Origin of the sequence: Caballeronia calidae, assembly GCF_900044055.2 — a bacterium.
Taxonomy (GTDB): domain Bacteria; phylum Pseudomonadota; class Gammaproteobacteria; order Burkholderiales; family Burkholderiaceae; genus Caballeronia; species Caballeronia calidae.
Map to the genome: position 1 here is coordinate 189,579 of NZ_FCOX02000007.1, position 26,126 is coordinate 215,704.

32 protein-coding genes, 2 tRNA genes and 2 pseudogenes are annotated in these 26,126 nt (G+C 64.9%); 17 read left to right on the top strand and 19 right to left on the bottom strand.

Annotated features, from left to right (window positions below; translation table 11 throughout):
- Positions 1-204: 204 nt before the first annotated feature.
- Positions 205-1,257: an NADP(H)-dependent aldo-keto reductase gene (locus AWB78_RS09990; RefSeq protein WP_062604451.1), complete on the bottom strand. Its 1,053-nt coding sequence runs from the start codon at positions 1,255-1,257 to the stop codon at positions 205-207.
- A 168-nt stretch (positions 1,258-1,425) separates the two neighbouring features.
- On the opposite strand from AWB78_RS09990, the gene AWB78_RS09995 reads away from it, so the two are divergent.
- The gene (locus tag AWB78_RS09995) at positions 1,426-2,853 is read left to right on the top strand and encodes an MFS transporter (RefSeq protein WP_062604398.1); all 1,428 of its coding nucleotides are present in this window, start codon (positions 1,426-1,428) and stop codon (positions 2,851-2,853) included.
- Between the two features lie 23 nt (positions 2,854-2,876).
- Here AWB78_RS09995 and AWB78_RS10000 read toward each other — a convergent pair whose 3' ends face one another.
- Positions 2,877-3,167 carry a helix-turn-helix domain-containing protein gene (locus tag AWB78_RS10000; RefSeq protein WP_096031767.1) on the bottom strand — a complete coding sequence of 97 codons (291 nt, stop codon included), beginning with the start codon at positions 3,165-3,167 and terminating at the stop codon, positions 2,877-2,879.
- Complete coding sequence (locus AWB78_RS45210) at positions 3,160-3,318, bottom strand: type II toxin-antitoxin system RelE/ParE family toxin (protein ID WP_082883275.1); 159 nt, start codon at positions 3,316-3,318, stop codon at positions 3,160-3,162. Before AWB78_RS45210 ends, AWB78_RS10000 begins: the two co-directional genes overlap by 8 nt.
- A gap of 68 nt (positions 3,319-3,386) precedes the next feature.
- Between AWB78_RS45210 and AWB78_RS10005 the strand changes: the two genes are divergently transcribed.
- The 4 genes from AWB78_RS10005 (at position 3,387) to AWB78_RS10020 (ending at position 4,963) form a co-directional block, all read left to right on the top strand.
- Positions 3,387-3,584 carry a hypothetical protein gene (locus AWB78_RS10005; protein ID WP_062604400.1) on the top strand — a complete coding sequence of 66 codons (198 nt, stop codon included), beginning with the start codon at positions 3,387-3,389 and terminating at the stop codon, positions 3,582-3,584.
- A gap of 177 nt (positions 3,585-3,761) precedes the next feature.
- Positions 3,762-4,151 (top strand): hypothetical protein, encoded by a 390-nt coding sequence (locus AWB78_RS10010; protein ID WP_062604401.1) that lies wholly within the window; start codon positions 3,762-3,764, stop codon positions 4,149-4,151.
- A gap of 4 nt (positions 4,152-4,155) precedes the next feature.
- Positions 4,156-4,497, top strand: coding sequence for a hypothetical protein (locus tag AWB78_RS10015; protein ID WP_062604402.1), 342 nt, complete (start codon positions 4,156-4,158; stop codon positions 4,495-4,497).
- A gap of 16 nt (positions 4,498-4,513) precedes the next feature.
- Complete coding sequence (locus AWB78_RS10020; protein ID WP_062604403.1) at positions 4,514-4,963, top strand: lytic transglycosylase domain-containing protein; 450 nt, start codon at positions 4,514-4,516, stop codon at positions 4,961-4,963.
- 12 nt (positions 4,964-4,975) lie between these two features.
- Here AWB78_RS10020 and AWB78_RS10025 read toward each other — a convergent pair whose 3' ends face one another.
- A complete protein-coding gene (locus AWB78_RS10025; RefSeq protein ID WP_062604404.1) occupies positions 4,976-5,338 on the bottom strand; it encodes a hypothetical protein in 363 nt (120 codons plus the stop codon).
- Positions 5,339-5,399: 61 nt separating this feature from the next.
- Positions 5,400-6,137, bottom strand: coding sequence for an SDR family oxidoreductase (locus AWB78_RS10030; protein WP_062604405.1), 738 nt, complete (start codon positions 6,135-6,137; stop codon positions 5,400-5,402).
- A gap of 218 nt (positions 6,138-6,355) precedes the next feature.
- Here AWB78_RS10030 and AWB78_RS10035 point away from each other — a divergent pair.
- Positions 6,356-7,387: pseudogene (locus tag AWB78_RS10035) on the top strand (methyltransferase).
- A gap of 33 nt (positions 7,388-7,420) precedes the next feature.
- On the opposite strand, the gene AWB78_RS10040 reads toward AWB78_RS10035, so the two are convergent.
- From AWB78_RS10040 to AWB78_RS10050, 3 genes are all read right to left on the bottom strand, one after another.
- Positions 7,421-7,624 (bottom strand): hypothetical protein, encoded by a 204-nt coding sequence (locus AWB78_RS10040; RefSeq protein WP_062604406.1) that lies wholly within the window; start codon positions 7,622-7,624, stop codon positions 7,421-7,423.
- 114 nt (positions 7,625-7,738) lie between these two features.
- Positions 7,739-8,155, bottom strand: a complete 417-nt coding sequence (locus AWB78_RS10045) for a DUF5594 family protein (RefSeq protein ID WP_082883276.1) — start codon at positions 8,153-8,155, stop codon at positions 7,739-7,741.
- Between the two features lie 55 nt (positions 8,156-8,210).
- Entirely contained in the window at positions 8,211-8,513 is a 303-nt protein-coding gene (locus tag AWB78_RS10050; RefSeq protein WP_062604408.1) for a hypothetical protein, read from the bottom strand.
- A 181-nt stretch (positions 8,514-8,694) separates the two neighbouring features.
- Between AWB78_RS10050 and dusA the strand changes: the two genes are divergently transcribed.
- From dusA to AWB78_RS10065, 4 genes are all read left to right on the top strand, one after another.
- The gene (gene dusA, locus AWB78_RS10055; protein WP_062604409.1) at positions 8,695-9,699 is read left to right on the top strand and encodes a tRNA dihydrouridine(20/20a) synthase DusA; all 1,005 of its coding nucleotides are present in this window, start codon (positions 8,695-8,697) and stop codon (positions 9,697-9,699) included.
- 119 nt (positions 9,700-9,818) lie between these two features.
- Positions 9,819-9,894: transfer RNA gene (locus AWB78_RS10060), tRNA-His, on the top strand.
- A gap of 110 nt (positions 9,895-10,004) precedes the next feature.
- Positions 10,005-10,250, top strand: coding sequence for a hypothetical protein (locus AWB78_RS46405; protein ID WP_157697448.1), 246 nt, complete (start codon positions 10,005-10,007; stop codon positions 10,248-10,250).
- 108 nt (positions 10,251-10,358) lie between these two features.
- Positions 10,359-10,784 (top strand): hypothetical protein, encoded by a 426-nt coding sequence (locus AWB78_RS10065; RefSeq protein WP_062604410.1) that lies wholly within the window; start codon positions 10,359-10,361, stop codon positions 10,782-10,784.
- 63 nt (positions 10,785-10,847) lie between these two features.
- Here the strand turns inward: AWB78_RS10065 and AWB78_RS10070 are convergent, their stop codons facing one another.
- The 6 genes from AWB78_RS10070 to AWB78_RS10095 all read right to left on the bottom strand — a co-directional run bounded on the left by AWB78_RS10070 (position 10,848) and on the right by AWB78_RS10095 (position 14,237).
- Positions 10,848-11,957, bottom strand: coding sequence for an enoyl-CoA hydratase/isomerase family protein (locus AWB78_RS10070; RefSeq protein WP_062604411.1), 1,110 nt, complete (start codon positions 11,955-11,957; stop codon positions 10,848-10,850).
- Positions 11,954-12,667 carry a TetR/AcrR family transcriptional regulator gene (locus AWB78_RS10075; protein WP_062604412.1) on the bottom strand — a complete coding sequence of 238 codons (714 nt, stop codon included), beginning with the start codon at positions 12,665-12,667 and terminating at the stop codon, positions 11,954-11,956. The genes AWB78_RS10070 and AWB78_RS10075 overlap by 4 nt, the downstream gene beginning before the upstream one ends.
- Positions 12,668-12,725: 58 nt before the next feature.
- Positions 12,726-12,908 (bottom strand): hypothetical protein, encoded by a 183-nt coding sequence (locus tag AWB78_RS10080; RefSeq protein WP_062604413.1) that lies wholly within the window; start codon positions 12,906-12,908, stop codon positions 12,726-12,728.
- Between the two features lie 239 nt (positions 12,909-13,147).
- Positions 13,148-13,432 (bottom strand): DUF1488 family protein, encoded by a 285-nt coding sequence (locus tag AWB78_RS10085; RefSeq protein ID WP_062604414.1) that lies wholly within the window; start codon positions 13,430-13,432, stop codon positions 13,148-13,150.
- A 185-nt stretch (positions 13,433-13,617) separates the two neighbouring features.
- Positions 13,618-13,944 carry a hypothetical protein gene (locus AWB78_RS10090; RefSeq protein ID WP_232477660.1) on the bottom strand — a complete coding sequence of 109 codons (327 nt, stop codon included), beginning with the start codon at positions 13,942-13,944 and terminating at the stop codon, positions 13,618-13,620.
- A 26-nt stretch (positions 13,945-13,970) separates the two neighbouring features.
- The gene (locus AWB78_RS10095; protein ID WP_062604416.1) at positions 13,971-14,237 is read right to left on the bottom strand and encodes a hypothetical protein; all 267 of its coding nucleotides are present in this window, start codon (positions 14,235-14,237) and stop codon (positions 13,971-13,973) included.
- A gap of 333 nt (positions 14,238-14,570) precedes the next feature.
- Here AWB78_RS10095 and AWB78_RS10100 point away from each other — a divergent pair, with 333 nt between their 5' ends.
- Positions 14,571-14,954, top strand: a complete 384-nt coding sequence (locus AWB78_RS10100; protein ID WP_198399246.1) for a hypothetical protein — start codon at positions 14,571-14,573, stop codon at positions 14,952-14,954.
- A gap of 18 nt (positions 14,955-14,972) precedes the next feature.
- On the opposite strand, the gene AWB78_RS10105 is transcribed toward AWB78_RS10100, so the two are convergent.
- From AWB78_RS10105 to AWB78_RS10115, 3 genes are all read right to left on the bottom strand, one after another.
- Positions 14,973-15,311, bottom strand: coding sequence for a DMT family transporter (locus AWB78_RS10105; RefSeq protein WP_062604417.1), 339 nt, complete (start codon positions 15,309-15,311; stop codon positions 14,973-14,975).
- Between the two features lie 41 nt (positions 15,312-15,352).
- Positions 15,353-15,850, bottom strand: coding sequence for a heme-degrading domain-containing protein (locus AWB78_RS10110; protein ID WP_062604418.1), 498 nt, complete (start codon positions 15,848-15,850; stop codon positions 15,353-15,355).
- Positions 15,851-16,088: 238 nt separating this feature from the next.
- Positions 16,089-16,165: transfer RNA gene (locus AWB78_RS10115), tRNA-Met, on the bottom strand.
- Positions 16,166-16,365: 200 nt separating this feature from the next.
- On the opposite strand from AWB78_RS10115, the gene AWB78_RS10120 reads away from it, so the two are divergent.
- The 3 genes from AWB78_RS10120 (at position 16,366) to AWB78_RS10130 (ending at position 17,662) form a co-directional block, all read left to right on the top strand.
- Positions 16,366-16,749: a DUF2946 domain-containing protein gene (locus tag AWB78_RS10120; protein WP_062604419.1), complete on the top strand. Its 384-nt coding sequence runs from the start codon at positions 16,366-16,368 to the stop codon at positions 16,747-16,749.
- A 111-nt stretch (positions 16,750-16,860) separates the two neighbouring features.
- Positions 16,861-17,223: a copper resistance protein CopC gene (locus AWB78_RS10125; RefSeq protein ID WP_062604453.1), complete on the top strand. Its 363-nt coding sequence runs from the start codon at positions 16,861-16,863 to the stop codon at positions 17,221-17,223.
- Between the two features lie 7 nt (positions 17,224-17,230).
- Complete coding sequence (locus AWB78_RS10130; protein WP_062604420.1) at positions 17,231-17,662, top strand: copper chaperone PCu(A)C; 432 nt, start codon at positions 17,231-17,233, stop codon at positions 17,660-17,662.
- A gap of 75 nt (positions 17,663-17,737) precedes the next feature.
- Here AWB78_RS10130 and AWB78_RS10135 read toward each other — a convergent pair whose 3' ends face one another.
- On the bottom strand, positions 17,738-20,296 hold the full coding sequence (locus AWB78_RS10135) for a penicillin-binding protein 1A (protein ID WP_062604421.1): 2,559 nt from the start codon (positions 20,294-20,296) through the stop codon (positions 17,738-17,740).
- A 489-nt stretch (positions 20,297-20,785) separates the two neighbouring features.
- On the opposite strand from AWB78_RS10135, the pseudogene AWB78_RS10140 reads away from it, so the two are divergent.
- From AWB78_RS10140 to AWB78_RS10150, 3 genes and pseudogenes are all read left to right on the top strand, one after another.
- A pseudogene (locus AWB78_RS10140) lies at positions 20,786-21,124 on the top strand (plasmid mobilization protein); the annotation flags it as partial.
- A gap of 302 nt (positions 21,125-21,426) precedes the next feature.
- On the top strand, positions 21,427-22,107 hold the full coding sequence (locus AWB78_RS10145) for a PspA/IM30 family protein (protein ID WP_062604423.1): 681 nt from the start codon (positions 21,427-21,429) through the stop codon (positions 22,105-22,107).
- Positions 22,108-22,259: 152 nt separating this feature from the next.
- Complete coding sequence (locus AWB78_RS10150; RefSeq protein WP_062604424.1) at positions 22,260-23,474, top strand: tetratricopeptide repeat protein; 1,215 nt, start codon at positions 22,260-22,262, stop codon at positions 23,472-23,474.
- A gap of 338 nt (positions 23,475-23,812) precedes the next feature.
- Here the strand turns inward: AWB78_RS10150 and glgX are convergent, their stop codons facing one another.
- Positions 23,813-26,023 (bottom strand): glycogen debranching protein GlgX, encoded by a 2,211-nt coding sequence (gene glgX, locus AWB78_RS10155; protein ID WP_062604425.1) that lies wholly within the window; start codon positions 26,021-26,023, stop codon positions 23,813-23,815.
- Positions 26,024-26,126: the final 103 nt, after the last annotated feature.

Sequence of the window (26,126 nt, forward strand, 5' to 3'; positions counted from 1 at the left end):
GCCTTGCAGCCGGCACCGCACGGCGAGTGTTGCGGGTATTGCGAGGGGTGCGCCGTGCGCGCGAGGCGTGATAGACATGGGGCCTCGCGCGGCACGGCGGTATTTTCAGGCGGAGGGGCTGGCCTGCCGCACGAACGTCAATGCTGACACATTCGCGGCCTGCCCATCCGATTCTTCGTCAAATCGCTGACCGGACAGGAAATTTCAGGGCGCCGGATTCGGCTGGCGCTCGTGCAGCACGTCGATTTCAGCCAGAATTTCCTCCGACAGTTCCAGGTTCACGCTCGCGATGTTCTCCTTCAGTTGCGGCATCGACGTCGCGCCGATCAGCGTGCTCGTCGTGAACGGCCGCGTGTTGACGAACGCGAGCGCGAGTTGCGTCGGCGTCAGGCCGTGGCGCTTCGCCAGCTCGACGTAGGACGTGATCGCGGCGACCGCCTGCGGCTTGCTGTAACGCTGAAAGCGCTCGAACAGCGTGATGCGCGCGCCCGCCGGACGCGCGCCGCCTTCGTACTTGCCCGACAGCCAGCCGAACGCGAGCGGCGAATACGCCAGCAGCCCGACGCCTTCCTTGTGCGTGAACTCCGAGAGGCCCTGTTCGTACGTGCGGTTCACGAGGCTGTACGGATTCTGAATGCTGACGATCTTCGGCAGGCCCGCCTTCTCGGCCGCGCGCAGGAATTGCGCGACGCCCCACGGCGTTTCGTTCGACACGCCCACATGGCGGATCTTGCCCGCTTTCACGAGATCGGCCAGCGCGGCGAGCGTTTCCTCGATGGGCACGGTGTACTCATCGTCGATATACGGGTACGACGGACGGCCGAAGGTCATCGTGCTGCGGTCGGGCCAGTGCAGCTGATACAGATCGACGTAATCGGTTTGCAGGCGCTTCAGGCTGCCGTCGATGGCTTCGTTCAGGTTCTTGCGGTCGAACTGGTTGCCCGCGCCGCGGATATGCCGCGGATTGTGCGGCTGGCGCGCGGGACCGGCGATCTTCGTGGCGAGCACGATGTCGGCACGCTTCGCGGCGTTTTTCGCGAGCCACGTGCCGATGTATTCCTCGGTGCGGCCCTGCGTCTCGGGGCGCGGCGGGACCGGGTACATCTCGGCGGCGTCGATCAGGTTCACGCCCTGTGCGAGCGCGTAGTCGATCTGCTCGTGCGCTTCGCTTTCGGTGTTCTGCTCGCCCCAGGTCATGGTGCCGAGCCCGATCAGGCTCACGTCGACACCCGAATCACCCAGTTTCCGAAACTTCATTTGCTCGTTCCTCTTGTTGGCATTGTGTTTGCGCGCCGTCGGCGCATTGTCGGACATGCTGCCCTGGCTGGCTTCCGGCAATCGCAAAACCTACCATAGCCGCGAAAGGTCTGCTCTCGCGGCTAGAATGGCAAGCTTCCATCGATGCCGTGAAGGAGCGCCCGACCGATGCCGTCCGCACGCGACCGCGACAATAAAAAAAGCTCGTCGCTCATCATCACGCTGGTCGCCGCGACCTTCTTCATGGAGAACCTCGACGGCACGATCATCGCCACTGCCTTGCCGCAGATGGCGCGCTCGTTCAACGTGCATCCCGCCGACATGAGCCTCGGCATCACGGCTTATCTTCTGACGCTCGCCGTCTTCATTCCGATTTCCGGCTGGGCCGCCGACCGCTTCGGCCTGCGCACCGTGTTCGCGAGCGCGATCGCCGTGTTCACGGCGGCCTCCGTGCTGTGCGCGACGACCTCCACCCTGCCCGCCTTCGCCGCGGCGCGCGTGCTGCAGGGCATCGGCGGCGCGATGATGGTGCCGGTCGGACGCCTGGCCGTCTTGCGCGCGACGCCCAAGGAAGGCCTGATGCGCGCCATCGCGATCATCACGTGGCCGGGACTCGTCGCGCCGGTGATCGGCCCGCCGCTCGGCGGCTTCATCACGACGTATTCGTCGTGGCGCTGGATCTTCTATCTGAACGTGCCGCTCGGTCTGATCGGCTTGTTGCTGACGCTGCGCTACATCGACAACGTGCGCGAGGACGCGAAGCGCCGCTTCGATCTGCCGGGCTTCGCGCTGTGCGGCATCGCATGCACAACGCTGCTCTACGCGATGGAGCTGATCGGCCGCAGCGACGTGGACTGGCGCTTCGTCGGCGTGCTGGTCGCGGCGGGCGTGGTGGCGGGCATCGCGTCGTGGTGGCATCTGCGGCGCGCGGCGCAGCCGGTCGTGGATCTGTCGGCGCTGAAGGTGAAGACCTTCGCCGTGGCGATGGGCGGCGGCTCGCTCTTTCGCATCGCCATCAGCGCGGCGCCGTTCCTCTTACCGCTGATGTTTCAGGTCGGTTTCGGCATGAACGCGTTCGAATCGGGTTTGCTCACGCTCGCGGTGTTCGCGGGCAACCTGTCGATGAAGCTCGTCACCACGCCCGTGATGCGGCAGTTCGGCTTTCGGCCGGTGCTGATCGTGAACGGCGTGCTCGCCGCGCTGTCGCTTGCCGCGATGAGCCTGCTCACGCCATCGACGCCCAGGCTCGTGATCGTCGTCGTGCTGTTCGCGAGCGGGCTGTCGCGCTCGCTGCAGTTCACCGCGCTCAACACGCTCTCCTTCGCCGACGTGCCGAAAGCGCAGATGAGCGGCGCGTCGGCACTGTCCAGCACGCTCTTTCAGATGACGATGGGCATCGGCGTCGCGGTCGGCGCGATCGCGCTGCGCGTCGGCGAGTGGTTTCACGGGCACGACGCGCAGTCCATCGGGCCGGAGGATTTCAGCGTCGCGTTTCTGATCGTCGCGTTCGTCGGGTTGGTGGGCGTGATGGATCTGTTCGGGCTGGCGAGGGATGCGGGCGCGCTCGTGTCGGGGCATGGGAAGCCGAAGGCGTGAAGCGCGCCAGAGGCATTCGCGACCTACGACGCATTGACGAGCTCGAATCTGAATCGCTTGCCGAGTGCCGCCGCCGCGCTCGCCAATGTCGTGAGAGTGAGACTGGTATCAGTCGCGTCCAGCAATCGGTTCAGCGCCGAGCGGCTGGTTTTCATCTTCGCCGCCATCGCGGTTTTCGTGATGTGCTGCGCCTTCATCTCCTGCTCGATCTGCCACGCGATCACTCGTTTGATCGCCGTGGCCGTGACCTCCTCGAGGATGCCTTCGTCCTGAAGGAAGTCGTCGAAGTCGCTTCCGACGTGCTTCTTAGTCATATCGCACTCCGTCGTGAACATCTTTCATGCGTGCTTCGGCCAGATCGAAATCGTTTTTTGGCAGCGCCTGTGATTTCTTGATGAAGCCGTGCAGCAAAATCATTTCTCCATGCAACATCACTCGGAATCGATCGTACCAATTTTGGTACATTAAAGCAATCGCGCACGGCGCTGCGTTCCATCCCTAAAGCCCGCGCCCTTCGCGCCGATAACCGCGGTATGAACTCGCACACCCTCGATGCCCTCGCCGCCCTGACCGAAACGGTCGCCGCCATCCGCCACGCTCGCGGCCTCAAGAATCCGCACGACCTTCCCGAAGGCACGCCCGAACGCCAACTCGCCGCGGACGCTTTCGCCGACGACTTCCTGCGCGCGCTCGACGCCGCGCCGAGCATCGGCGCGTGGTGGCCTATCTGACCGATATGCCGCGTCATTGCGTCATCGCGTCGGCAAAGCCGCGATCCGCATGATTCGATTCCCCGAATCGACGTCTTCTGAGTCAACTTTTGCTAATTGGCGAAACGTTTGCGTGCGGCTATCAAGTCGCGCGCACGCGCGCCGACAACTCGCATATCGCCATGACCCAATCAGGAGATGCCAGTGAAGTGGGCAGCGTCACTTTTCGCCATCGCGGTCGCCTTCGCCGCGACGGGCTGCGCGCCGATTCCCCCGGCCAACACGACTCAGATCGACAAGCCGGCGGTGTCCGCCGAGATCATCCGCTTCGAGATTCCCGCTGACGCGCTCGGCGCGCGCGACCCGCAACTCACCGCGGTTCTCGCGAAAGCAGGCGCGCTCGCAGCCGCGCAGAAGCAACCGACGACGATTCTCGTCACCGCGCTCGCGCAGGACTTCGCCTACCTCAACCAGGCGATCTGGAAAGGCGTGCCGCCGAAGCACACGGTCAGGCTCAGCCTCGAAAACCTGACCGCCGGCGCACGACAGCCGTACAGCGTGTCGATCAAGCCGACGCAGGGAGGCTGACGTCATGCGCCGCATCCTGATTCTGGCAGCCGGCATGATCGCCGCATCGGGCGCCTTCGCCGGTCCGCTCGATGTGAGCGCGCCGGCATCCGTGCAAACGCTCGCCGCCCTCGGGCCCGCCGTGCAGAAGGTCTATCCGCCGCTGCCCACGCTTGCGATGCTGCCGCCCGCCGCCAGCGACGACGACGATCCGCCCGTCAAATCCGCGAGCAGGAAAGGCAGGAAGGCGCGCCGCGTCGTCGATTGCAAATGCAACGGCCCGGAACCGCGCCTCGTCGTGTCCGGCGAATCGCGCTCGTATCTGAAGGACGTCGAGCAGCGCATCGAGATCGCGCTCGCGCAGTAATCGAAGGAGCCACGCAATGTTCCGTCCGATTCACGCGGCGCTCGCCGCTTGCCTGCTGCTCGCCGCGAGCGCTGCCCGCGCCGACGATTGCTTCGAGCAGGCCGCCGCCTATCAGGGCGTCAATCCGCTCGTGTTGCGCGCCGTGGCGTGGCGCGAATCGAAAGGCGATGCCGCCGCGATCAACCGCAACGCGAACGGCTCGGTCGATATCGGCCAGTTGCAGATCAATTCCATCCATTTTCCCGATCTGGCGCGCCACGGCATCCCGCATCGCGCGCTCGCCGATCCGTGCGTCAACGTATTCGTCGCCGCGTGGCTGCTGAAGCAGAAGATGGTGAAGTACGGCAACACGTGGCAGGCGATCGGCGCGTATCACTCGGAATCGCCGAAGCATCGCGATGCCTACGCGCGCAGCATCCAGCAGATTCTCGTCGGCTGGGGCGAGTTGCAGCCCGCGATGCGCTGAGCACGGCCCGCTCTAGCGCCGCAGCCAGTCGAGCCAGCCGAGCGCGATGGCCGCATTGACGATCACGCCGATCGTCGCCGCAAGCGCCGCGATCATCGTCCAGAAGGCCGAGCGGCGCGACGCCTGCGCGGAGTCGCGCGCAAGCTGCGCGGCGTCGTTGGCGGACGTCACGGACGCGAACATCGCGCGGAACTGTTCGTCCTGGCGCGCCGCTTCCTTGCGGCGCAGCCAGGCGCGTTTGAATCCGGCTTCGGGATCGGTGTCGGCGGATTCATCGAGGTCCGCGCGGATCGACGGCTCGCCCGCCGCCTCGTAGCGGCGATAACGTGCTTCGCGGGCCGCCTGCGCATCGCTGTGCTCCTGGTTGTCGCTCATGCCGATGATCCGCGTGGTGGACTTCAGCGATTGTGCCCCGCCTGCGCCCGAAGCGTTCGACTCAAAGCTGGCTCATGCCGCCGTCGATCACGATCTCCGTGCCGACGATGAAGCCCGATTCCGGCGATGCGAGATGCAGCACCGTCGCCGCCACTTCGCTCGACTTGCCGAAGCGTCCGAGCGGAATCTGGCTTTGCAGTTGCGCGCCCATTTCATCGCCGAGGCCGAGCTTGTCATGCAGCGGCGTGGTCACCGGACCGGGGCTCACGACATTCACGCGCACGCCGCGCGGCAGCAGTTCCGCCGACAGCGTCTTCGCGAACGACACGAGCGCCGCCTTGCTCGCCGCATACACCGATGACATCGGCATGCCGATATGCGCGTTGATCGAACCGTTCAGCACGATCGACGCGCCTTCGTTCAGGATCGGCACGAGCGACTGGATCTGGAAGTACGGCCCCTTCACGTTGATCGCGAAGGTTTCGTCCCACGTCGATTCGTCGATGTCGGTGAACGGCGCGAGCTTCGCGACGCCCGCGTTGACGAAAACGGCATCGAGCCGGATGTCGGCGTCGACGAGGCTTTGCGCCAGTTCGCGCGCCGCGGCGACGGTGCCCGCCACGTTGCGGATCGCGATCGCGTTCGCGCCGAGCGAGGCGCGTGCCTGCGCCAGGGACGTTTCATCGCGTCCGGTGATGACGACCCGCGCGCCTTCCGCGGCGAATGCCTGCGCCGCCGCGAGACCGATGCCGCTGTTGCCGCCGGTAACCAGAACTGTCTTGCCTTCGAAGCGATTCATGACGCTCTCCTTGTGAACGTTGATCAGTGTGAAGGCATTATGGACAATGCTTTGCGCCTTGTTGTACGACGTTGCCGGCGCACTCGTTCGGTTTCATCGAACGTCTTTCGTCTGCGTGACGCTGCGTACATATCCGCCTTGAATCGGACGCGGCCGGCGCCTAGAGTTACGCGGTCCTCTCGGCCCGCTGACGCCGCACTTTCAACAGGAGGCGCACCATGCAAGACGCGCACGGCAATCCCGACGCGCAGCCCACGCCGGAGCGGCTGCTGCAAATAGGCATGGGTTTCTGGGCGTAGAAAGCGCTGCTTTCGGCTGTCGAGCTGGGGGTCTTCACGCAACTCGCGAATGGCCCGAGCGAAGCGGACGATCTCGCGCAGGCGCTCGGACTGCATCCGCGCGCCGCGCTCGATTTCCTCGATACGCTCGTCGCGCTCGGCGTGCTCACGCGCGAAGACAGCCGCTACGCCAACGCGGACGACGCCGATCTCTTCCTCGATCGCAACAAGCCTTCGTATGTCGGCGGGTTGCTGGAGATGGCGAACGCGCGCCTCTATCCGTTCTGGGGCTCGCTGACCGAAGCGCTGCGCACCGGGCTGCCGCAGAACGAAGCGAAGCACGGCGGCAACCCCTTCGACGCGCTCTACAGCGACCCGGCGCGTCTGCGCGGCTTTCTCCATGCGATGAGCGGCGTCAGCATGGGCGCGGCCCAGGCGATCGCGCAGCAGTTTCCGTGGAGCGAATACCGCACGTTCATCGATATCGGCGCCGCGCAGGGCGCGTTGCCGGTGCAAGTAGCGCGCGCACACCCGCATCTGACGGGCGGCGGTTTCGATTTGCCCGTCGTCGGCCCGATCTTCGACGACTACATCGCCGCGAACGGCCTGCAGGACCGGCTGCGTTTTTACCCCGGCGATTTCTTCAAGGACCCGTGCCCGTCGGCGGACGTGCTCGTGATGGGCCACATACTGCACGACTGGGATCTGCCGCAAAAGCTCGAGCTGCTTCGGAAATGCCACGCGGCGCTGCCGCCGGGCGGCTGTCTCATCGTGTACGACGCGATCATCGACGACGAGCGCCGTCACAACGCGTTCGGCCTTCTGATGAGCCTCAACATGCTGATCGAGACGCCGGGCGGCTTCGACTACACCGGCGCGCAATGCTGCGCGTGGATGAAGGAAGCGGGCTTTGCGTCGGCGCGCGTCGAACCGCTCGTCGGAGCGGATTCGATGGTGATCGCGACGAAGTGAGCGCGTCGCGGGGCCGCGCGCCGCGATGCGTCGTCAGCGATCGTTCGACATGCCTTTCAGGCGATCGTTGCCCGCGTCGCGGGCCGCGTCGGCGGTGGAGAAGTTCTCTTCGGAGACCATGGCGCGCTTGACCTCGTGCGCCGCGAAATCGACGAGCGTGATGACCCAGACGAAGCCGCCCGCCTGTTCCGCGGTCTGCACGAATGCGCGCAGATTGCCTTCATTCGACGATGCCATACCGACCTCCTCGTTCATGGTGGTGCGCCCTGCCGGTGCCGCGGGACGCGGTGCCACCGGCGATGCACTGCGTCGGCTGAACGGGCGCTTGCAGGCGGCAGCCGGCCGCCGTGATCAGGCCTCGAAGTCGAGACCGCCGAGCATCACCGACGGTTCCGCCTGCGAGCGCGTCACGAGATCGACTTCGCGCGCGCCCTGCCAGGCATCGAGCTTGGCGCCGATCGCATCGAGATAGCGCATGAATCGGGCCTCGCCGCCGGCGGCGAGCACGCGTTCGATCTCGTCGTCGTCCCAGGTCAGAACAACATTGAGCGGATACGGGAAAGCGCGCCGATGCGTGCCGCCCTCACGTGGCGCACGTTCCGCGCTGACGCGCAGGCGCGTCGGCACGAGCGGACTTTCATAAGGAACGACTTCGACGCGCACGCCATGATCGACGACACGCGCCACGCGCTCGACGACACGCGCCACGCGCTCGACGATGCGCGGCATGAACTCGGTCTCGAACCGGAGCGCCTGTTGTCGATTCAATGCTTGTCTCCGCGAGCGGGACGCCTGCCGCGAGGCCGCGCCCGTTGCGACGCGCTCAGACGGGCGGCAGGTCTTCGAGCGATTTCTCGATCTGACCGTCCTGCGCGCGCGCCTCGATGCCGATATGTCCGTTCGTATATGGTAGCGCGCTGACTTTCGGGCCGAGGAAGGGGTGGCCGCCGAGCGTGAAGAGCGTGCGGACTTCCTTGCCGCTCTTGATGGCATCCACGACTTGCTGGATATCCACGATGGTGGTGGGCGCGGCCCAGTTGTTGGTGGCCGGATCGAAACTGCCCCAGCGCACGCTGGTTACGCGGTCGTTGATCCAGCGCACACCGTCGATCGCCAAAGTAGCCATATATGCCTCCAATGTCGTCGTTGGGGGTGACTTGGAAATCGTAACATGGTGTGGCGAAGGCGGCGCACGTTTGCGCCGCGCGAAACGATCGCGCGGCACGACCGATCTTCCGCACTGCGGTAAAATTGCGGATTCCCTTTCAGATTCAAGCGGTTCGCCCGAAAGCGCGGCCGCTTCGCCCATGTCAGCCGTATCGAAGATCAGCCCCCGCCGCGTGTCCGTCGCTCCGATGATGGATTGGACCGACCGCCATTGCCGCTCCCTGCACCGGCTCGTGTCGCGCCACACGTGGCTCTACACGGAAATGGTGACGACGGGCGCGCTGCTCTACGGCGATGTCGCGCGCCATCTCGCGTTCACGCCGGCGGAAGCGCCCGTCGCGCTGCAACTCGGCGGCAGCGAGCCGGCTGATCTCGCGAAGAGCGCGAAGCTCGGCGAACAATGGGGCTACGACGAGATCAACCTGAACTGCGGCTGCCCGTCCGAGCGCGTGCAGCGCGGCGCGTTCGGCGCGTGTCTGATGAAAGAGCCGGGTCTCGTCGCCGACTGCGTGAAAGCCATGCGCGATGCCGTGTCCATTCCCGTGACGGTGAAGCATCGCATCGGTGTGGATACGGTCGAGGATTACGAGTTCGTGGGCGACTTCGTCGGCACCATCGCCGATGCCGGTTGCGAAGTGTTCATCGTGCATGCGCGCAACGCGATCCTCAAAGGCCTGAGCCCGAAGGAGAACCGCGAGATTCCGCCGCTCAAGTACGAGTACGCGTATCGGCTGAAGCGTGACTTCCCGCATCTGGAGATCTCGATCAACGGCGGCATCAAGACGCTGGATGAAGTCGAGGAGCATCTGAAGCATGTCGACGGCGTGATGCTCGGGCGCGAGGCTTATCACAATCCGTACGTGCTCGCCGGCGTCGATACGCGCTTCTATGGCGCCGACACGCCCATTCCCTCGCGCGAAGAGATCGAGGCGGGGCTCATCGGCTATGCGCGCCATGAACTCGCGCGCGGCACGTATCTCGGCGCGGTGACACGGCATGCGCTCGGTCTTTATCGCGGTGTCGCGGGCGCGCGTGGATGGCGCCGCGTGCTGTCAGACAGCCGCCGGCTCGCGACGGGCGATCTCACGATTTTCGACGAGGCGCGCGCTCATCTGCGTGAGGCCGTGGAAGCGATCGAATCCTGATGCGCGGCTTGCGGAAAAAGATGCTCAAAAAGGACTAGGCAAGTGCAATCAATGTTCGTATAATCTCGCTTCTTGATTGCTGCGGCAGCGCTGAAGCAGTCAGGATCGCGGTAACAGTGGTGGCTGTAGCTCAGTTGGTAGAGTCCAGGATTGTGATTCCTGTCGTCGTGGGTTCGAGTCCCATCAGCCACCCCACCGAGAATTCATGCAAAAAGCCCAGTCATCCGACTGGGCTTTTTGCTTTTCCGATCCGCCTCGGGCACGCGGCATGCACGTCGATACTCTCCCCTTCGCGGAGAACAATCATGCCCCGGCAACATCTCGCGATAGCCGCTCTCCTGCTCGTCACCACATTCGCGGCCCACGCTCAGACCGCCCGCCCCGACGACAGCGCATCGATGGTGAAACCGCCGAACGCCCCCGGCGCGCCTTCCGCGAGCGCCACGCGGCCCGACAACCCCGACAACATGCCCGTGAAGCGCCCGAACCCGCCGCCGAACAGCGACCGCATGCTGCATCACAGCCCGGCGAGCGACGCCATCGCAAAATAGCGCACAAGAACCTCGGACCCGGCTTGGAAGCACGCGCGACGCCACTATAATGGCGCTCGTCTCGATAATCGGAGAGAACCGCGCCTCCGGCTCCAAGCGGTCTAGCCAATGCAAAAAGTCATTCTGCCGTTCGTATCTGGTTTCCTTGCCGCGCTCTTCTTCCGCGAATCGACCCTGGCGCTGCTGCATGCAGCGGGTCTCGTCGATCCGGCCGGCTTCTCCACCACACCGTTCCTTCCGCTCGGCATCCCCGAATTCATCGCCAATGCGCTGTGGAGTTCGATCTTCGGCGTGTTGATGGCGTGGCTGCTGCGCGTCGCGCCCGACCGCAGCGCGCCCTGGATCGGCGCACTCGTCTTCGGCGGCATCGTGCTGACGGCAGTGGGCGTGTTCGTGATCGATCCGGCGCGCGGCATCTGGCCGAGCGGCAATATGCTGCCGCGTCTCGCGCCGGGCTTCATCGCGAACGCGATCTGGGGCTGGGGCGCGCTCGTCTTCATGCGCGCGTTCATGGCGGGCAGCGAGCCGCGTTGATTCAGCGCTGATTCACGCCGCGCTCGAATCAAAAGCGGCCCACGCGGGCCGCTCTTCTCAGCGTCAGTCCTTCAAAAGCCGCAGCGGGTGCGCCGCCGGCGTCCACGCGCTTTCGAACATCCGATCCACATCGGCGGCCTCCACATCCTCGGCGCGCGCGATCCGCCAGCGCGGCTCGTTGTCCTTGTCGACGATGCGCGCGCGAATCCCCTCCAGCACGTCGCCGCGCTCGAACACCGTGCGCGTGAGGTCGAGATCGCGTCGCAGCGTCTCGGCCATCGTCGAGAACTTCGCGCGGTCGACCTGCTGCAACGCGATATCGACGGAAAGCGGCGAGCGCTCGCGCAGCTCGGCGGCCGTGCGCTTCGCCCAGTCGTTGCCGATGTCCGCCTCGCGCTCGAGCGACGCGAGAATCGACGCGCCGTTGCCCGCCGCGAAGTGCTTGTCGATCATCGTGCGCGCAGCGGCGAGCTCGCTCTTTTCGGGGATCGGCGCGACCTTGTACTTCGTGGTCTCGTTCTGCACGAAGCGCACGATCTCCACGCCGTCGAGAAAGCGCTGATGCCGCAGCGATTCGACGAGGCCGGGCAGCGCGCCGTCGTCGAGATAGGCATCGGCCATGCGGGCATAGAGCGCATCGGCGGCGGCCAGGCTCGCGCCCGTCGCGGCGAGATAGCGGCCGATCGCGCCCGGCGCGCGCGCGAGGAACCAGCTCACGCCGACATCGGGGAAGAGGCCGATGCGCGTCTCGGGCATCGCCATCTTGGTCGACTGCGTGACGAGACGCAGCCCGCCCGTATGATGCGCACCCTGCGAGATGCCCATGCCGCCGCCCATCACCACGCCGTTCACGACCGCGACATACGGCTTCGGGAACGTGAAGATCGCGTGATTGAGCTTGTATTCGTCGGTGAAGAACGCGTCGATCGCGTCGCGCTCGCCCGCCGTCGCGGACTCGTACAGGAAGCGGATATCGCCGCCCGCGGAAAACGCGCGCACGTGCGGGCTATAGACGACGACAGCGCGGATCGCCTGATCGTGGCGCCACGCGCGCAATGCCTCGCCGATCGCGCGCAGCATCGGCGGCGTCAACGCGTTGAGTGCCTTCGGACGATCGAGCGCAATGAAGCCGATGCCGTTGGCGGTGTCGATACGGATGTCTTCGGTGGTCATCGTGTTGAAGTGTCGGGTCGGTTCGCTGAATTGAATCGAAGTTCGGTTCCCTCGGGTCGAGGCGCGTGCGCCTGCGCGAACCACGCATCGAGCGACAAGTCGACGAGCGTCGCGGCAGGCGTCTCGGGCAGCGGCGCGCCGTTCAGCTTCAGCGCGACGATGCCGTGCAGATTCGCCCACAGCCCTTCCGCGCACGCGGTCGGCGCGGCATGCGGCGGCAGTTGCTCGGCCGCACGCAGTTCGACGAACGCATCCGCGATCAGCGAGAGCGTCGCCGCGCCTGACCCGGCCGGCTCGTCGGTGCGATCGGCAGGATCGGCACCACGTGCGTTCGCATCCGTGTCGGTGAAACCCGCGGGCTCCATGAACATCAGCCGATACGTCTCGGGCTCGGCCAGCCCGAATTCGACATACGCGCGCGCCATCGCGTTCAGGCGCGCGGCCGGGTCCGCGATGGTCGCGTGCGCGAGAAACGCGTCATGCAGGCGCGCGTGGCCTTCCATGCGCAACGCCCGCGCGATCTCGCCACGGCTCCTGAAATGAAGATAGAGCGCGGCGGGCGAATAGTCGATCGCGTCGGCGAGCTTTCTCATCGAGAGCGATGCGAAGCCTTCACGCTTCACGATTTCGCGCGAGACTTCGAGTATGCGCTCGCGCAGCGCCTGGCGCTGCTCGCGTCGTTGCTCCGTGCGGCGCTCTTGCAGTCCCATGCGAGGCATTGTCGGCACCGCTTCTGTCGAAGTCAAATCGCGGCGCGGCGGCGCACGCTCAGATGGTCATCTTGCTGTCGTCGCGGCGCCGGGATGCCGCGCGATAAAGCGGCTCCTCCGAATCGCCCAGCACGACGGACGCAAACACGATGCACAACGCAAGAATCAGGACACCGACGGCTGCCCAGATGAGCCATAGCGCGTTGGACTCGACAAGTGAGTGAAGAAAGGACTGAAGCATGATGACCCCGCGCGATTTTTATATTTGATTGCCCGAACGAAAGCGCAAGCCGTTGAGCAAGTAATGTGCCGAGCGAATCGCATCGCGTGCGGCGAATAGAAGGATGGTACTCCGTTGCGCGATCGCGCGGAAGGCGCGCGACGCATCTCGCGTCGATAAAAACACAATGCGATGGAGGACTTACATCGCGGCGTGTAAGAGCGGGAAGTTGGCTTTGCGCGACTGCGCCGGTCAGCGCATCAGACCGTCACGCGCCCCGGCGGAAAGTGTCCGCTTTTCAGGAGCACGGGCATGCCGTTGGTCACGCGCAGATGCTCGCGCGCGACTTCTTCGATACGCGGGCGGCCCGCATCGAACGCGCTGATCCAGCCGATACTGTCGTAGGTCTGCGCGCCGAAATGATCTTCCAGCGCTTCAACCGAAATCGCGCAGGGCACGCGCCGGCCGTCGACGATCGCGGCGAACTCGACGGTCAGGTTGGAATCGCGGTAGTCGGGCGCATCCGGAAGGAAACGAATATTCATGATTGTCTCGTTGCTGGGGCGTGGCGCCGATGAGGCGGGCATCCGACCGGGACCGACGCGAAGACGTTCAGACGCTCCATCGCTTCGTTCGCGCGAACCCGCTTGCGCCGCCGCAAACGATCCCACGAATCGATTCGGCGATTATGGTACTCGCGCTCGCATCGCGCGGTCCAGCGCCGCCCGCTTTACGCGGCAAGCACGGATTCGTCGACATCGACGACGAGCAGCGAACTCGCCGAAGGATTCGCATAGTTGAAGTCGAGCAGCCGGCTCATGTCGCGCACGCGATCGCATACGCGCTGACGTGCTTCCCCGGACAGGTGCGGATAGTCGCGCAGCACCTGCGCGTCGAAGCGATAGTGCACGCCCCACGCGATATTGCCGGGATGATTCGCCACGCCGCCCGTACGCCAGCTCACGAAAAGCGCGGGCGTTGCCTCCAGACCCACTTCCGCGACATCGGCGCCACTCGGGAAGAGATCGATGAGGCAACTCGCGACGTCGTACAGCACAGTGTGTCGAAGGTGAACGGGGCGCATCACGTCGCTTGCAGCAAGCGGTCGATGTATTCGCGCGCGGCCTGCTCCACATGCGCGAGCGCCTCGTCTTCGGTCGCGAAGCGCCGCTCGGGCCCGAGATCGACGAGCGCCTCGAAGCGATGCACGTCGTCAGGCCCGCCACGCGCGAGGCTGACCGAGCCGACATAGATCGGCGCGCCGCCGTCGCCTTCGGTGTGCGTCTGCACGAGCCGCGCCGAAGCGCTGATGTAGAACCCTCTGTACGGCCCCGTGACTCTTTCCGCCATGTCCTTGCCTCCCTATATGCGTGCGGCGTGCGCCCGTTGTCGCCCGCGGTCTCCGGCAGGCAATTCCAACCGACATTCGAGATGAATAAGGCGCGCGATCCGGAAAATAGTTCATCGGTATGTCTGGCGCATTGAGCGCGAGCCTGCCACTTGCCTAATTCGCAAGCATCGCGCCCGCGCGCCACGCCGCATCCCGGCGCGCGCTCCGCCGCTAACATCCGCTTACGTGTCGCGTAAGGCGCCTATGGGACAATGCACATCTCAAAAATGCGCCCTCGCCGCGAATTCGACGGCCGGCGGCGCGCATCGCAATTCGCTCATCACGAGGTAAAGATGAAGGAACACGGTCGGCGCATGCGCCGTATCTCCGCACGCGCGGCGCATGGCGGCGCCCGTTCGCGCTTCTCCTGGCTGCGCGCGTCGGCGCTCGGCGCTGCTGTCGTTGCCGTGGCGAGCCTCGGCGCGTGCGCGTCGTCGAACGAGGCGTCGCTCATCAATCTGCCCGACGGACAGACCGGCTATGCCGTGAACTGCAGCGGCGCGGATGCCGGATCGAGCTGGGCGAGCTGCTACGTGCTCGCCGGCCAGAAATGCGGCGCGACGGGTTACGACATCGTCTCGAAGGACAACGAGGAAGGCGGCCCGACCGGCGGCGGCATCACCAACGTGATCTCGGCGAACGTCAAGAATCGCTCGATGATCGTGCGCTGCAAGTAAGCGCCCGCCAGCGCGCGTTCAATGCGCGCTCATTTTCGAGAACGCGTTGAGCACGACCACGCCCGCGACGATCAGGCCCATGCCGAACATGGCGGGCAGATCGGGCGTCTGCTTGAAGAGCAGCGCGGCGACGAGCGTGATGAGCACGATGCCCGCGCCCGACCACACCGCATACACGATGCCGACGGGCAGCGCGCGCAGCGTCAGCGACAACAGGTAGAACGACAGCCCGTATCCGACCACGACGATGGCTGCGGGAAGCGCGCGCGTGAAGCCATCGGAGGCGCGCAGCGCGGAGGTCGCGATGACTTCGGTGACGATCGCGATGGCGAGGAGCACATAAGCGGTTGAGCGCATCGGCGTGGAGTCTCTCCGGGTTCTGTTCTTCGTCGATCGGCTCAGTCCCGCCCGAGCGAGAGCGTGCCGAAGTTCTCGCCGAGCACGGCGCAGAGCGCTTCTACGACCATCTGATGATCGTCGCGCTGCGGCAGGCCCGACACCGCGACCGAGCCGATCACGCCCGCGCCCGCGACGCGCAGCGGAAACGCGCCGCCGTGCGTCGCGAACTCGGCGAGGTCGAGGCCGTACTTGTCGGCGAGCGTCGTGCCGGCCTGCTGCAGCGAGAGCCCGAGCGCATAGGAGCTGCGGCGAAAGTGCTCGACGGTGCGCGACTTGCGCTCGACCCAGCGTGCGTTGTCGGGCGTGGTGTTGTCGAGCGCGGCGTAGAAGAGCTTGCAGCCGAAGGTACGCACATCGATGACGATGGCCGCGTCGCGCGCGAGCGCCATCTCGCGCAGTTGCGAGCCGATTTGCCACGCATGCTCCGCGTGAAACTGCGGGAACACGAGCGTGCGCTCCTGATGCGCAATGGCTTGCAGAACGTGTGGAATGTCCATGAGCGAGCGGCTCCTTTTGCGTGCGTGGAATGGAGGTGGCGTGTGCGGCCTGGCCGAGCCTCGTGCCTTGCGATTTTGACATGCGAACGCGATACCGCGATGTGCAGGTCGGTCATGAACCGGGTGAATTGCGACTTCGCGTTGGGCTGGTGGGCCTTGCGTCGAGCGCATTGGACATGCGCGCAGAAAAGCAAAAAGCCCGGCTTGACCGGGCTTTTCGATGTAATGCTGGACGGGTTGGTTGCGGGGGTAGGATTTGAACCTACGACCTTCGGGTTATGAGCCCGACGAGCTGCCAGACTGCTCCACCCCGCGTCCGTCGAAGAAAAGATTATAAGCCATCGCTTAGTTCGATGCAATGCCTTCTTTGCTTCGATCGAAGAAAAGAGATGAAACGAAGAAGCGACGCTGCGTCGAAGCGCCTCGGCTCGAAGCGAAGAGCATGGAAACACGCGTGGCATAATCGTCCGTTCATCATCGTCCTTGTATCGGCAACGAGTCGGATAGAGCGCGGCATGCATTCATTGCGTCGGGGCATCATCAGGAAGATCGGCGGGCTCGCAGCGATATGCGCGATCCTGCTGCTCTCGCTCGCGCCCGCCGCATCGCAGGCGCTCGAACATGCGCGCATCGATGCACTGCTCGCGTCCGTATGCGCATCCGATACGCAAGCGTCGAAAGACGCGCATCGTCATGTCGAGCATGGTGTCGCCGGTCATCTGCAGGCGTGTGCTTATTGCGATCTCATCGCGCACGCGCCCACGCCGCCTGCATCGTCCGATCGGGCCGTCCACGCTTTTTCGTCGCGCGACGTTCTCGATGCGCCCCTTCTCACCGACGCGCCGCGCCGCGAACTGCCCGGCGCCGCGCAACCCCGCGCCCCGCCCGCCCTCGCCTGATTCGCGTTCATACGCAAAGACTTCGCTCGCCGCATGACGCGGCGCGAAGCGCCATCATCCAATCGGTCATCGCCCGATGCGCGTTGCGCCTCGGGCACGCAAGGACACATCATGCTTTCATCATCGCTCATGCGCGGCGCGCTCGCGCTGGCACTCGCCGGCACGGCGCATATCGCGCTCGCGCATGCATTGCCGAAGCTGCAGAACCCGGGCCCCGGCGCGACCGTCAGCGCGCCGCACGAAGTCGCGATCGACTTCGGCGAAGCCCTCGAACCGACCTTCAGCAAACTCATCGTCACGAACGCGCAAGGCACGCAGGTCAACGCCGCGAAATCCACCGTCGATACGAACGACAGAAAACACATGAGCGTCGCGCTCCCCGACCTCGCACCGGGTATCTATAAGGTGCAATGGACCGCGGTCGCCGCGGATGGGCACCGCACGCAAGGTCACTACAACTTCACCGTCAAGTGAGAACACAATGAAGAGAATCGCTGTACTCGTGGGCGCGCTCGCCTGCGCTTCCTTCGCCCAGGCCGCGACGCTCGAAGCGCGCGATTGCTGGGTCCGCGCGATGCCGCCGAACGTCCCGTCGTCGGGCTATTTCACGGTCGCGAACAACGGCGACAAGCCCGCGACGCTCACCGCCGCGGAAACGCCCGCGTTCGGCATGGCGATGATGCACAAGTCCGAGAGCAAGAACGGCACGGCGACGATGTCGGCCGTCGATTCCGTCGATGTCCCCGCGCACGGCACCTTGAGCTTCGCGCCGAAGGGCTATCACCTGATGCTCGAAGAGCCGGGCAAGCCGCTCAAGGTCGGCTCGACGATTCCCCTCACGCTTTCGTTCGCCGACAAGTCCACGCTCAACGTGAACTGCGCGGTGAAGTCGGCGGCAACCGTCGGTCACTGAGCGCATCGCGATCAAAAACAAAGCGCGCCGGGTTTGAAGCCCGGCGCGCTTTTTTATCGGCCATGCAAAAGCCGATCAGTGCTTGCTGAACAAATCCATGATCTGCTTGCGCTCGTCGGTCGTGACTTGCGGCGCCGGTGGCGCCTGCATGCCCGCCGGACCGACGCCGCCCATCGTCGTGGCATCGCCCGCCATCGGGTTGGTGTTATCCAGCCCGATGCTCGCGACGAAGCCCGCGCCCGGCGTGCGGTCCGCGTAGAACAACTCGCCGTCGACGGTCGTGAGGCCATCGGGCATCGGCATCTGCTGCTGCGGAATGCCGCGCAGCGCGCGTCCCATGTATTCGACCCAGATCGGCAACGCGAGCTGCGCGCCGAACTCGCGGCTGCCGAGCGTCTTCGGCTGGTCATAGCCCATCCACGCGACCGCGACGAGCTGCTTCTGATAGCCCGCGAACCAGCCGTCCTTCGCGTCGTTGGTCGTGCCGGTCTTGCCTTGCAGATCGTTGCGCTTCAGCACGTTGGTGCCCGAACCCGTGCCCTGCGTCGCGACCGTGTGCAGCAGACTGTTCATGATGTACGCGTTGCGCGGCTCGAGCGTCTGCGGCGCGTTGCTGCCGGCCGTCAGCGGATTGGCGCGCGAGATCACGGTGCCGCGCGCATCGGCGACATCGGCGATCAGATACGGATTGATGCGATAGCCGCCGTTCGCGAACACCGAATACGCGCCGCTCAGCTGCAGCGGCGTGACGAGTCCGGCGCCAAGCGCGAGCGGCAGATAAGGCGGCGTCTTGTCCTTGTCGAAGCCGAACTTCTGCGTGACGAAGTCCTGCGCGTAGCTCGTGCCGATATACGACAGGATGCGGATCGACACGAGGTTCTTCGACTTCTGCAGGCCGGTGCGCATCGACATCGGGCCGTCGGGCTGGTCGTCGTCCTTCGGCTCCCATGCATCGCCGCCGCCGGCCGCCGGGAAGGACAGCGGCGCGTCGTTGATGATGGTCGCCGGTCCGAGGCCCTTGTCGAGCGCCGCCGAATAGATGAACGGCTTGAAGCTCGAGCCCGGCTGACGCCATGCCTGCGTGATGTGATTGAACTTGTTCTTGTTGAAGTCGAAGCCGCCGACGAGCGCGCGGATCGCGCCGTCCTGCGGCGTCATCGACACGAGCGCGCCTTCCACTTGCGGAAGCTGCGTGATCTGCCAGTTGCCTTTGTCGTCCTTCGTGAGACGCACGATCGAGCCCGGCTTGATCGCGAGCGCCTTCGATGCATTGCTGCGCAGCGCGGCCGCCACGAAGCGCAGGCCCTCGCCTGCGATCGTCGCGGTATCGCCGCCGACGAACTGCGCCGTCACCTGCTTCGGGCTCGTGGCCGTCACGACCGCGGAGACGAGCTCGCCGTTGTCGGGATGATCGACGAGTGCGTCTTCGATCGCCTCGGCGCGGTCATCCGTATTCGACGGCAGGTTGATGTTGCCCTCCGGTCCGCGATAGCCATGCCGGCGCTCGTAGTCCATCACGCCCTTGCGCACGGCCTTGTACGCGGCGTCCTGATCGGCGGAATCGATCGTGGTCGTGACCGTGAGACCGCGCGTGTAGGTCTCTTCCTTGTACTGCGCGTACATCATCTGCCGCACCATTTCCGCGACGTATTCGGCATGCACGCCGTACTCGGTGCCCGCGGACTTCGTGTGAATCTCTTCGGCGATGGCCTGCTGGTACTGCTCGCGCGTGATGAAGTTAAGGTCCAGCATGCGCTTCAGGATGTACTGCTGACGCACCTTCGCGCGCTTCGGATTGACGACCGGGTTATACGCCGACGGCGCCTTCGGCAGGCCCGCGAGCATCGCCGCTTCGGCGAGCGTGATGTCCTTCAGATCCTTGCCGAAATACACGCGCGCCGCTGCCGAAAAACCATACGCGCGCTCGCCCAGATAAATCTGGTTCATGTACAGCTCGAGAATCTGGTCCTTCGTCAGCGCGCGCTCGATCTTGTAGGCGAGCAGCATCTCGTAGATCTTGCGCGTGTAGGTCTTCTCGCTCGACAGGAAGAAGTTGCGCGCGACCTGCATCGTGATCGTGCTCGCGCCCTGCGATGCGCCGCCGTGCATCAGATCGGTCACGCCCGCGCGCAAAATGCCGACGAAGTCCACGCCGCCGTGATCATAGAAGCGGTAATCCTCGATCGCGAGGACGGCCTTCTTCATCTGGTCGGGAATGTCCTGGAAGCGCACGAGGCTGCGGCGCTCCTCGCCGAATTCGCCGATCAGCACGTGATCCGCCGTGTAGACGCGCAACGGCACCTTTGGCCGATAGTCGATGAGCGCATCGAGCGACGGCAGATTCGGCCCCATGACGACGAGCGCATAACCGACGATGAGCGCGCCGACCACCACGCCGATGGCCGCGAGACCCGCGAACCACAGCGCGATGCGTCCGAACGGAGAGCGGCCTCGGCCGCCGCGTTCGTTGCGGTCGCCGCGGCCGTCGCGGCCATTGCGGCCGCCACCGCCGTTGCGTCCGCCGCCGTCGCGGCCGCCCGAGTCATTGCGTGAATCGTTGCGAGAGTCGTTCCAGCGGGGTTCGCGATCGTATCGCGAGGATTTCGATGAGTCGGGTCGTTTGATGATAGGCATGACTGGGATCGTTCGGCGCGCTGTCGAAGCGCGCGCGCTGCCGCGCTGCGATGCGCCGTTGGCGGCGCTACTGCAAAGACGGGACGAGCGGATGTGCGGGCCGGTTTCGACCGAGAGTAACAGCGCATTTTAAAGAATTCGCGCGGACCGCTACAAAACCGCCGGGATTTTTTTGTAAGTAAATGCCGCTCGCCCGGCGAGACGCGCGGAAATGCGCGGTTACCCACAGCAAGTGTTGAGAGCCTTGTGGACAACCGTATGAGAAAATAGCCAAGTCGTTGATCGCGCGCCGCTTTCGCGCGATGCTCATCGCTTGCGATGCGAGGTGGGCCGCACCCACGGCCGCGCGCAAACCGATATGATGGATGCACGGATCGCAGGCCCCTGGCGCGTCTTTCGGGTAGCCTGCGGCAACACTGTCGTCCCCGTTTGATGAACCGAAGTCGCGAATCGTTACGTTACGATCGCCTTACTGTTTGCGAGCCGCTCATGACGACCAAACCCAGCGAACGCATCGTTGTTTTCGTGACTCCCGCGCAGAAGCTGGCCATCAGCAAGACAGCGGACACCCTCGGCATCAGCGTGAGCGAACTCATGCGGCGCGCGGTGCTGAACTTCAACGCGACGAGCGAGCAGATCAAGGTGGCGGGCCTCGTCGACCGTTTGCGCGCGCCCAAGGCCCCCGACCCGCTCAATGCCGCGCTGAAGAGCGTCGCCGAGAAAGCGGCCGCGCGCGAAGCCCGCGAGGCGGCGGCGAACGCGACCAAGCGCGCGGCGCAGGCGCGCAGCGTGCCGCCCGCCCATCCCGCTCCCGATGCCTCCGAAACCGAACTCGAGCACGACGCCGATCAAGGCGACGACGCCTCCCTGACGGATGGCACGCGCTCCGGGCGCTGACGGCCCGCCTCCCCTTTTTCACACCGTGGGCCGTGCGCGCCGTGTCATCGCGCGCCGTTACACTCATTAACCTTCCGTTAAGTCCCGATTAAGTCGCGGCATGCTCTAATGAGCGGGTAAACCCGGCGTGCGCGTGGACTCACGCGCCGCTTGCAATCCCGCGCGTTGCGCCTCACATTCGAGCCGCGTGGTACGCAGGCGAGCACGCCGCCGTCTTCATCCAGGAGAAATACATGTCGCTTTTCGATTCCATCACGCGCACGGTCAAAGGGCTCTTGAACGACGCCGCCGACACCATGCAGGATCCTTCGCGCGATGCACGCCAGATCGTGCGCGAACTCGACGACAGCATCGCGAAGGCGGAGAACTCGCTCATCGAGATCGAAGCGCAGGTCGCGACGCAGCAAAGCAAGCGCGACGCCGCCGCCGACAAGGCGAAGAAGTACGAGGACGGCGCGCGGCGCGCGCTGCAGGCGGGCGACGAAGGACTCGCGCGCGAAGCGCTCGCGGCGCAGGCGAACGCCGATACCGAACGCGATGCACTCGCGGCGGAACTGCAAACGCTCGAGCCTTCGGTCGAGCATCTGAAGTCGCAGATCGCCGACATGCGTCAGCGCCGCAACGATCTCAACGCGCGCTCGAACATCCTTCAGGCGAAGCAGCAGATCGCGCAGGCGAAGGACACCGCGGCGACGGCGCTCGGCGGTATCGGCGGCAAGAATCTTGCGGAGGATTTCCAGAAACTCGAAGACAAGGTCCAGCTCGCGAACGCCCGCTCCGATGCGCGCCTCAATTCCGCCGACCAGAAATCCGGCAAGGCGCTCGACGAGAAGCTCGCCGCGCTGAATCGCGGGCCTTCGGTCGAGGATCGTCTCGAAGCGCTGAAGAAGCAGTTGAATACGCCGGCGCAATAAATATCGGCATCGGCATCTGAAAAGTGCGCGCGCCGCGAACTCCCGGGCGAGCGGCGCGTCGCACGAATATGCGTTACCTTGAGCAATACGAATTGCATCACCCGATCGCAGCATCGACAGGAGACGGACGTTCATCGCGTCCGGTCCGCATCATGAAGAAGATTTTGACGGCTCTCGCGTTGTCGCTGTCGCTCGCCTCCCCGCTCGCGTTCGCCGTGCCGACCGCGCAGCAGGTCGAGCAGTCGATGACGCAGGGCAACTGGCAAAAAGCCGACTCGCAACTGAGCGAAGTGCTCGAAGCGCATCCGAAGAACGCGCACGCTCACTATCTCTACGCGCAGGTGCTCGATCGCGAGGGCCGCTACGACGACGCGCTTTCGCAACTGCAGCAGGCGAAATCGCTCGATCCTTCGTTGAGCTTCACCGATCCCTCGCGATTCGCGGCCACGCAGGCGCGCATTCAGGCCGATGCGACGCGCGCGAACATCTCGCCGCGCTCGAATAACGGCTCGAACGCCACGGTCGCGCAGAATCCGTTCAGTCAGAACCAGAACCAGGCCGCACCCGCGCCGCAGAAACACGGCGTCGGCATGGCCGGATGGATCGGTCTCGCGGTGCTGATCGCAGCGATCGCGCTCGTGCTGCGCTGGGGCCTGCGCCGCGCCCGCGCGCGCGACGACGGACAGGCCGAGAACGACCGCCGCGCGCAGATCAAGCGCGCGACCGAACTGCTCAACGACGTGCGCACGCTCAAGCTCGACGTGCGCCTCTCCACCGCGCCGGGCCACGAGGCATTGCTGAAAGATGTCGAAGGCGCGGAGACGCAGTTGCGCGAAATGGTCGAGTCCTTGTCGAACTCGAAGAATCCGGTGCCGCCTTATGCCATCGAGGATCTGGAGAATCAGGTCGCGAGCCTGAAAGCGCGCGCCGAAGGCCGTCCCGATCCCAACGCGGCCAATTACACACAGCCCGGCGCGCCGAACGGATCGCCGTATGCGCAGGAAGCCGAGCGCTTCGGACGCGGCCAGCAGCAGTATCCGCAACAGGGCCCTTATCCGCCCTATCCGCCGCAACAAGGTCAGCAGCCGCCCGTCATCATCCAGCAAGGCGGCGGCGGGTTGGGTGGCGGCATGGGCGGCCTTCTCACCGGCGTGCTGCTGGGCCAGGCGCTGTCGCATGGGCGCGACCGTGTGATCGAACGTGAAGTGCCCGTCGATCGCCCGGTTCAGAACGACGGCGGCGGACTCGATTTCGGCAACAACAATGGCGGCGGACTCGATTTCGGCAATGGCTCGAACGACTGGAACGACGGCGGTGGCGGCGGACTCGATCTGGGCAGCAACGACGACAACTGGCGCGATTCCTGACCTCGCGCCGCACATGAAAGATCAAGGCCCCGTTCGCGGGGCCTTTGTCTTTTCGGCGCGGAGAATCGGGGCATCAGCCGCCGCCGAGAAAGCGCAAGAGGCCCCAGAGAAATTTGAAGAATCCGACGATGAATTCCCAGATGCGCTCGAGCTGATCCCAGCTCGCGACGCGCAGGATGGCATGCAGGATCATGCGTTCAGCGCCGCGCGGCCGCGAAGCTTCGCGCGTTCATGCGTTCGTGATACGTGCATCGTGCAAGAAAATGAAGGCGGCTTGCGCCGCCTCCGAGCGTTATCGCAAAGACCGCATCATAACCGGTCGCGCTACGCGGCCAGAATCAGCCGCCCTCCTTCTTCTCCGCGCTTTCGGGCGGCACTTCGTCCGTCAGCGCCTCTTCCAGCCGCTTGAAGATGCGCTTCGTCGCGCCGCGCGGCTGCAACGCGAACAGCAGCAGCGAGCGGCCGGTCACCTGATATACGTCGTCCGAGCCGAACTCCGGCAACTCCTCGCGGATCGGTGCATTCGTGTCGATCAGACAGATCCATTCGTCGGGGCCGGGAATATCCGGCAGCGTGAAATCGACCACGTCGTGATAGGCATTCACGATCAGCAGAAGCGTCGCATCCGAGGCCGGCTTGCGGATGCCCGTCGCCTGCGCGCGTCCGTCGATGACGAGGCCGAAGCAGCGCATGTTCGAATCGTCCCATTGCTCCTGCGTGAGTTCGTCGCCGGTCGTGCCGAGCCATCTGACATCGGCGACCTGCATGTTCTCGTTGAATTCGCCCGTCAGAAAACGCTGGCGCCGCAGCACGGGCAGCGTGTGACGCAGCGTCGTCAGCTTGCGCACGAACTCGATGAGCGCGCGGCCGTCGTCGTCGATGTCCCAGTTCACCCAGCTGATGTCGTCGTCCTGGCAGTACGCGTTGTTGTTGCCCATTTGCGTGCGGCCGAATTCGTCGCCCGCGAGCAGCATCGGCGTGCCTTGCGAAAACAGCAGCGTCGCGAGCATGTTGCGCTTCTGGCGCTCGCGCAGTGCGCGGATTTCCGCATCGTCCGTCGGACCTTCGACGCCGCAGTTCCACGACTTGTTGTCCGAATGGCCGTCGTTGTTGTCCTCGCCGTTCGCCTCGTTGTGCTTCTCGTTGTAGGACACGAGATCGTTGAGCGTGAAGCCGTCGTGCGCGGTGATGAAGTTTACGCTCGCCCACGGCCTGCGCCCGCGCTTGTTGAACTTGTCGCCCGATGCGGTCATGCGCGTCGCGAGCTCCGGCGATACGCCTTCGTCGCCCTTCCAGAACTCGCGCACGGTATCGCGATAGCGGTCGTTCCACTCCGCCCAGCCGGGCGGAAAACCGCCGACCTGATAGCCGCCCGGGCCGCAATCCCACGGTTCCGCGATGAGCTTCACGCTCGACAGAATCGGGTCCTGCCGGCAACTGTCGAGAAAGCCGCCGCCTTCGTCGAAGCCGTACGGCTCGCGGCCGAGAATCGTCGCGAGGTCGAAACGGAAACCGTCGACGTTCATCTCCGTGACCCAGTAGCGCAGGCTGTCGGTGACCATCTGCAGGACGCGCGGATGCGAAAGATTGAGCGTGTTGCCCGTGCCCGTGTCGTTGATGTAATAGCGCGCCTCCTCCGGCATGAGCCGGTAGTACGACGCATTGTCGATGCCGCGAAACGACAGCGTCGGGCCGCGCTCGTTGCCTTCGGCGGTGTGGTTGTACACGACGTCGAGAATCACTTCGAGGCCGGCCTCGTGCAGGCGGTCGACCATCTCCTTGAATTCCGCGACGACGCCCGGACCGCGCGCGAAATAGCGCGGATCGGCGGCGAAGAAGCCGATCGTGTTGTAGCCCCAGTAGTTCGTGAGGCCCTTGTCGAGCAGGTAGCTGTCGTTGACGAACGCGTGGATCGGCAACAGTTCGACCGATGTCACGCCGAGGCTCTTGATGTGCTCGACCACTTCGTCCTGCCCGAGCCCTTCGAACGTGCCGCGCATGTGCTCCGGAATCGCCGGATGCAGCTTGGTGTAACCGCGCACGTGGGTCTCGTAGAAGATCGTGTGCTCCCACGGCACGCGCACGCGCGTCGCGTGCGTCCACGTGAAGCTCTGGTCGACCACCTGGCACTTCGGCATGAAGGGCGCGCTGTCGCGCTCGTCGAAGGTGAGATCGTCGCCTTCGGCGTGCAGCGTGTAGCCGAACACGGCGTCATCCCATTTCAGCTCGCCGACGTGCGCCTTCGCGTACGGATCGAGCAGCAGCTTGTTCGGATTGAAGCGATGTCCGGCTTCAGGCTCGTACGGACCGTGCACGCGGTAGCCATAGACCGTGCCGGGCTCGAGCCCGTGCAAGTAGACATGCCAGACTTCATCGGTGTATTCGGGCAGCTCGATGCGCTGCGTTTCCTGCTCGCCCTTGTCGTCGAAGAGACACAGCTCGACCTTGGTTGCGTTCGCGGAAAAGAGCGCGAAATTGACGCCGTTTCCGTCCCAGGTCGCGCCGAGCGGGAACGGGGAGCCTTCGGCAATGCGGAGTTCGTTCGGCATGAGATGATGTATTCGATTGGTTGACGCACAAGGCGTCGGGATCGTGCGGGGGTGTTCGGCCAGATGCGAAGCCTCGAGCGGCTTATCGAAAGCATTTCGCATG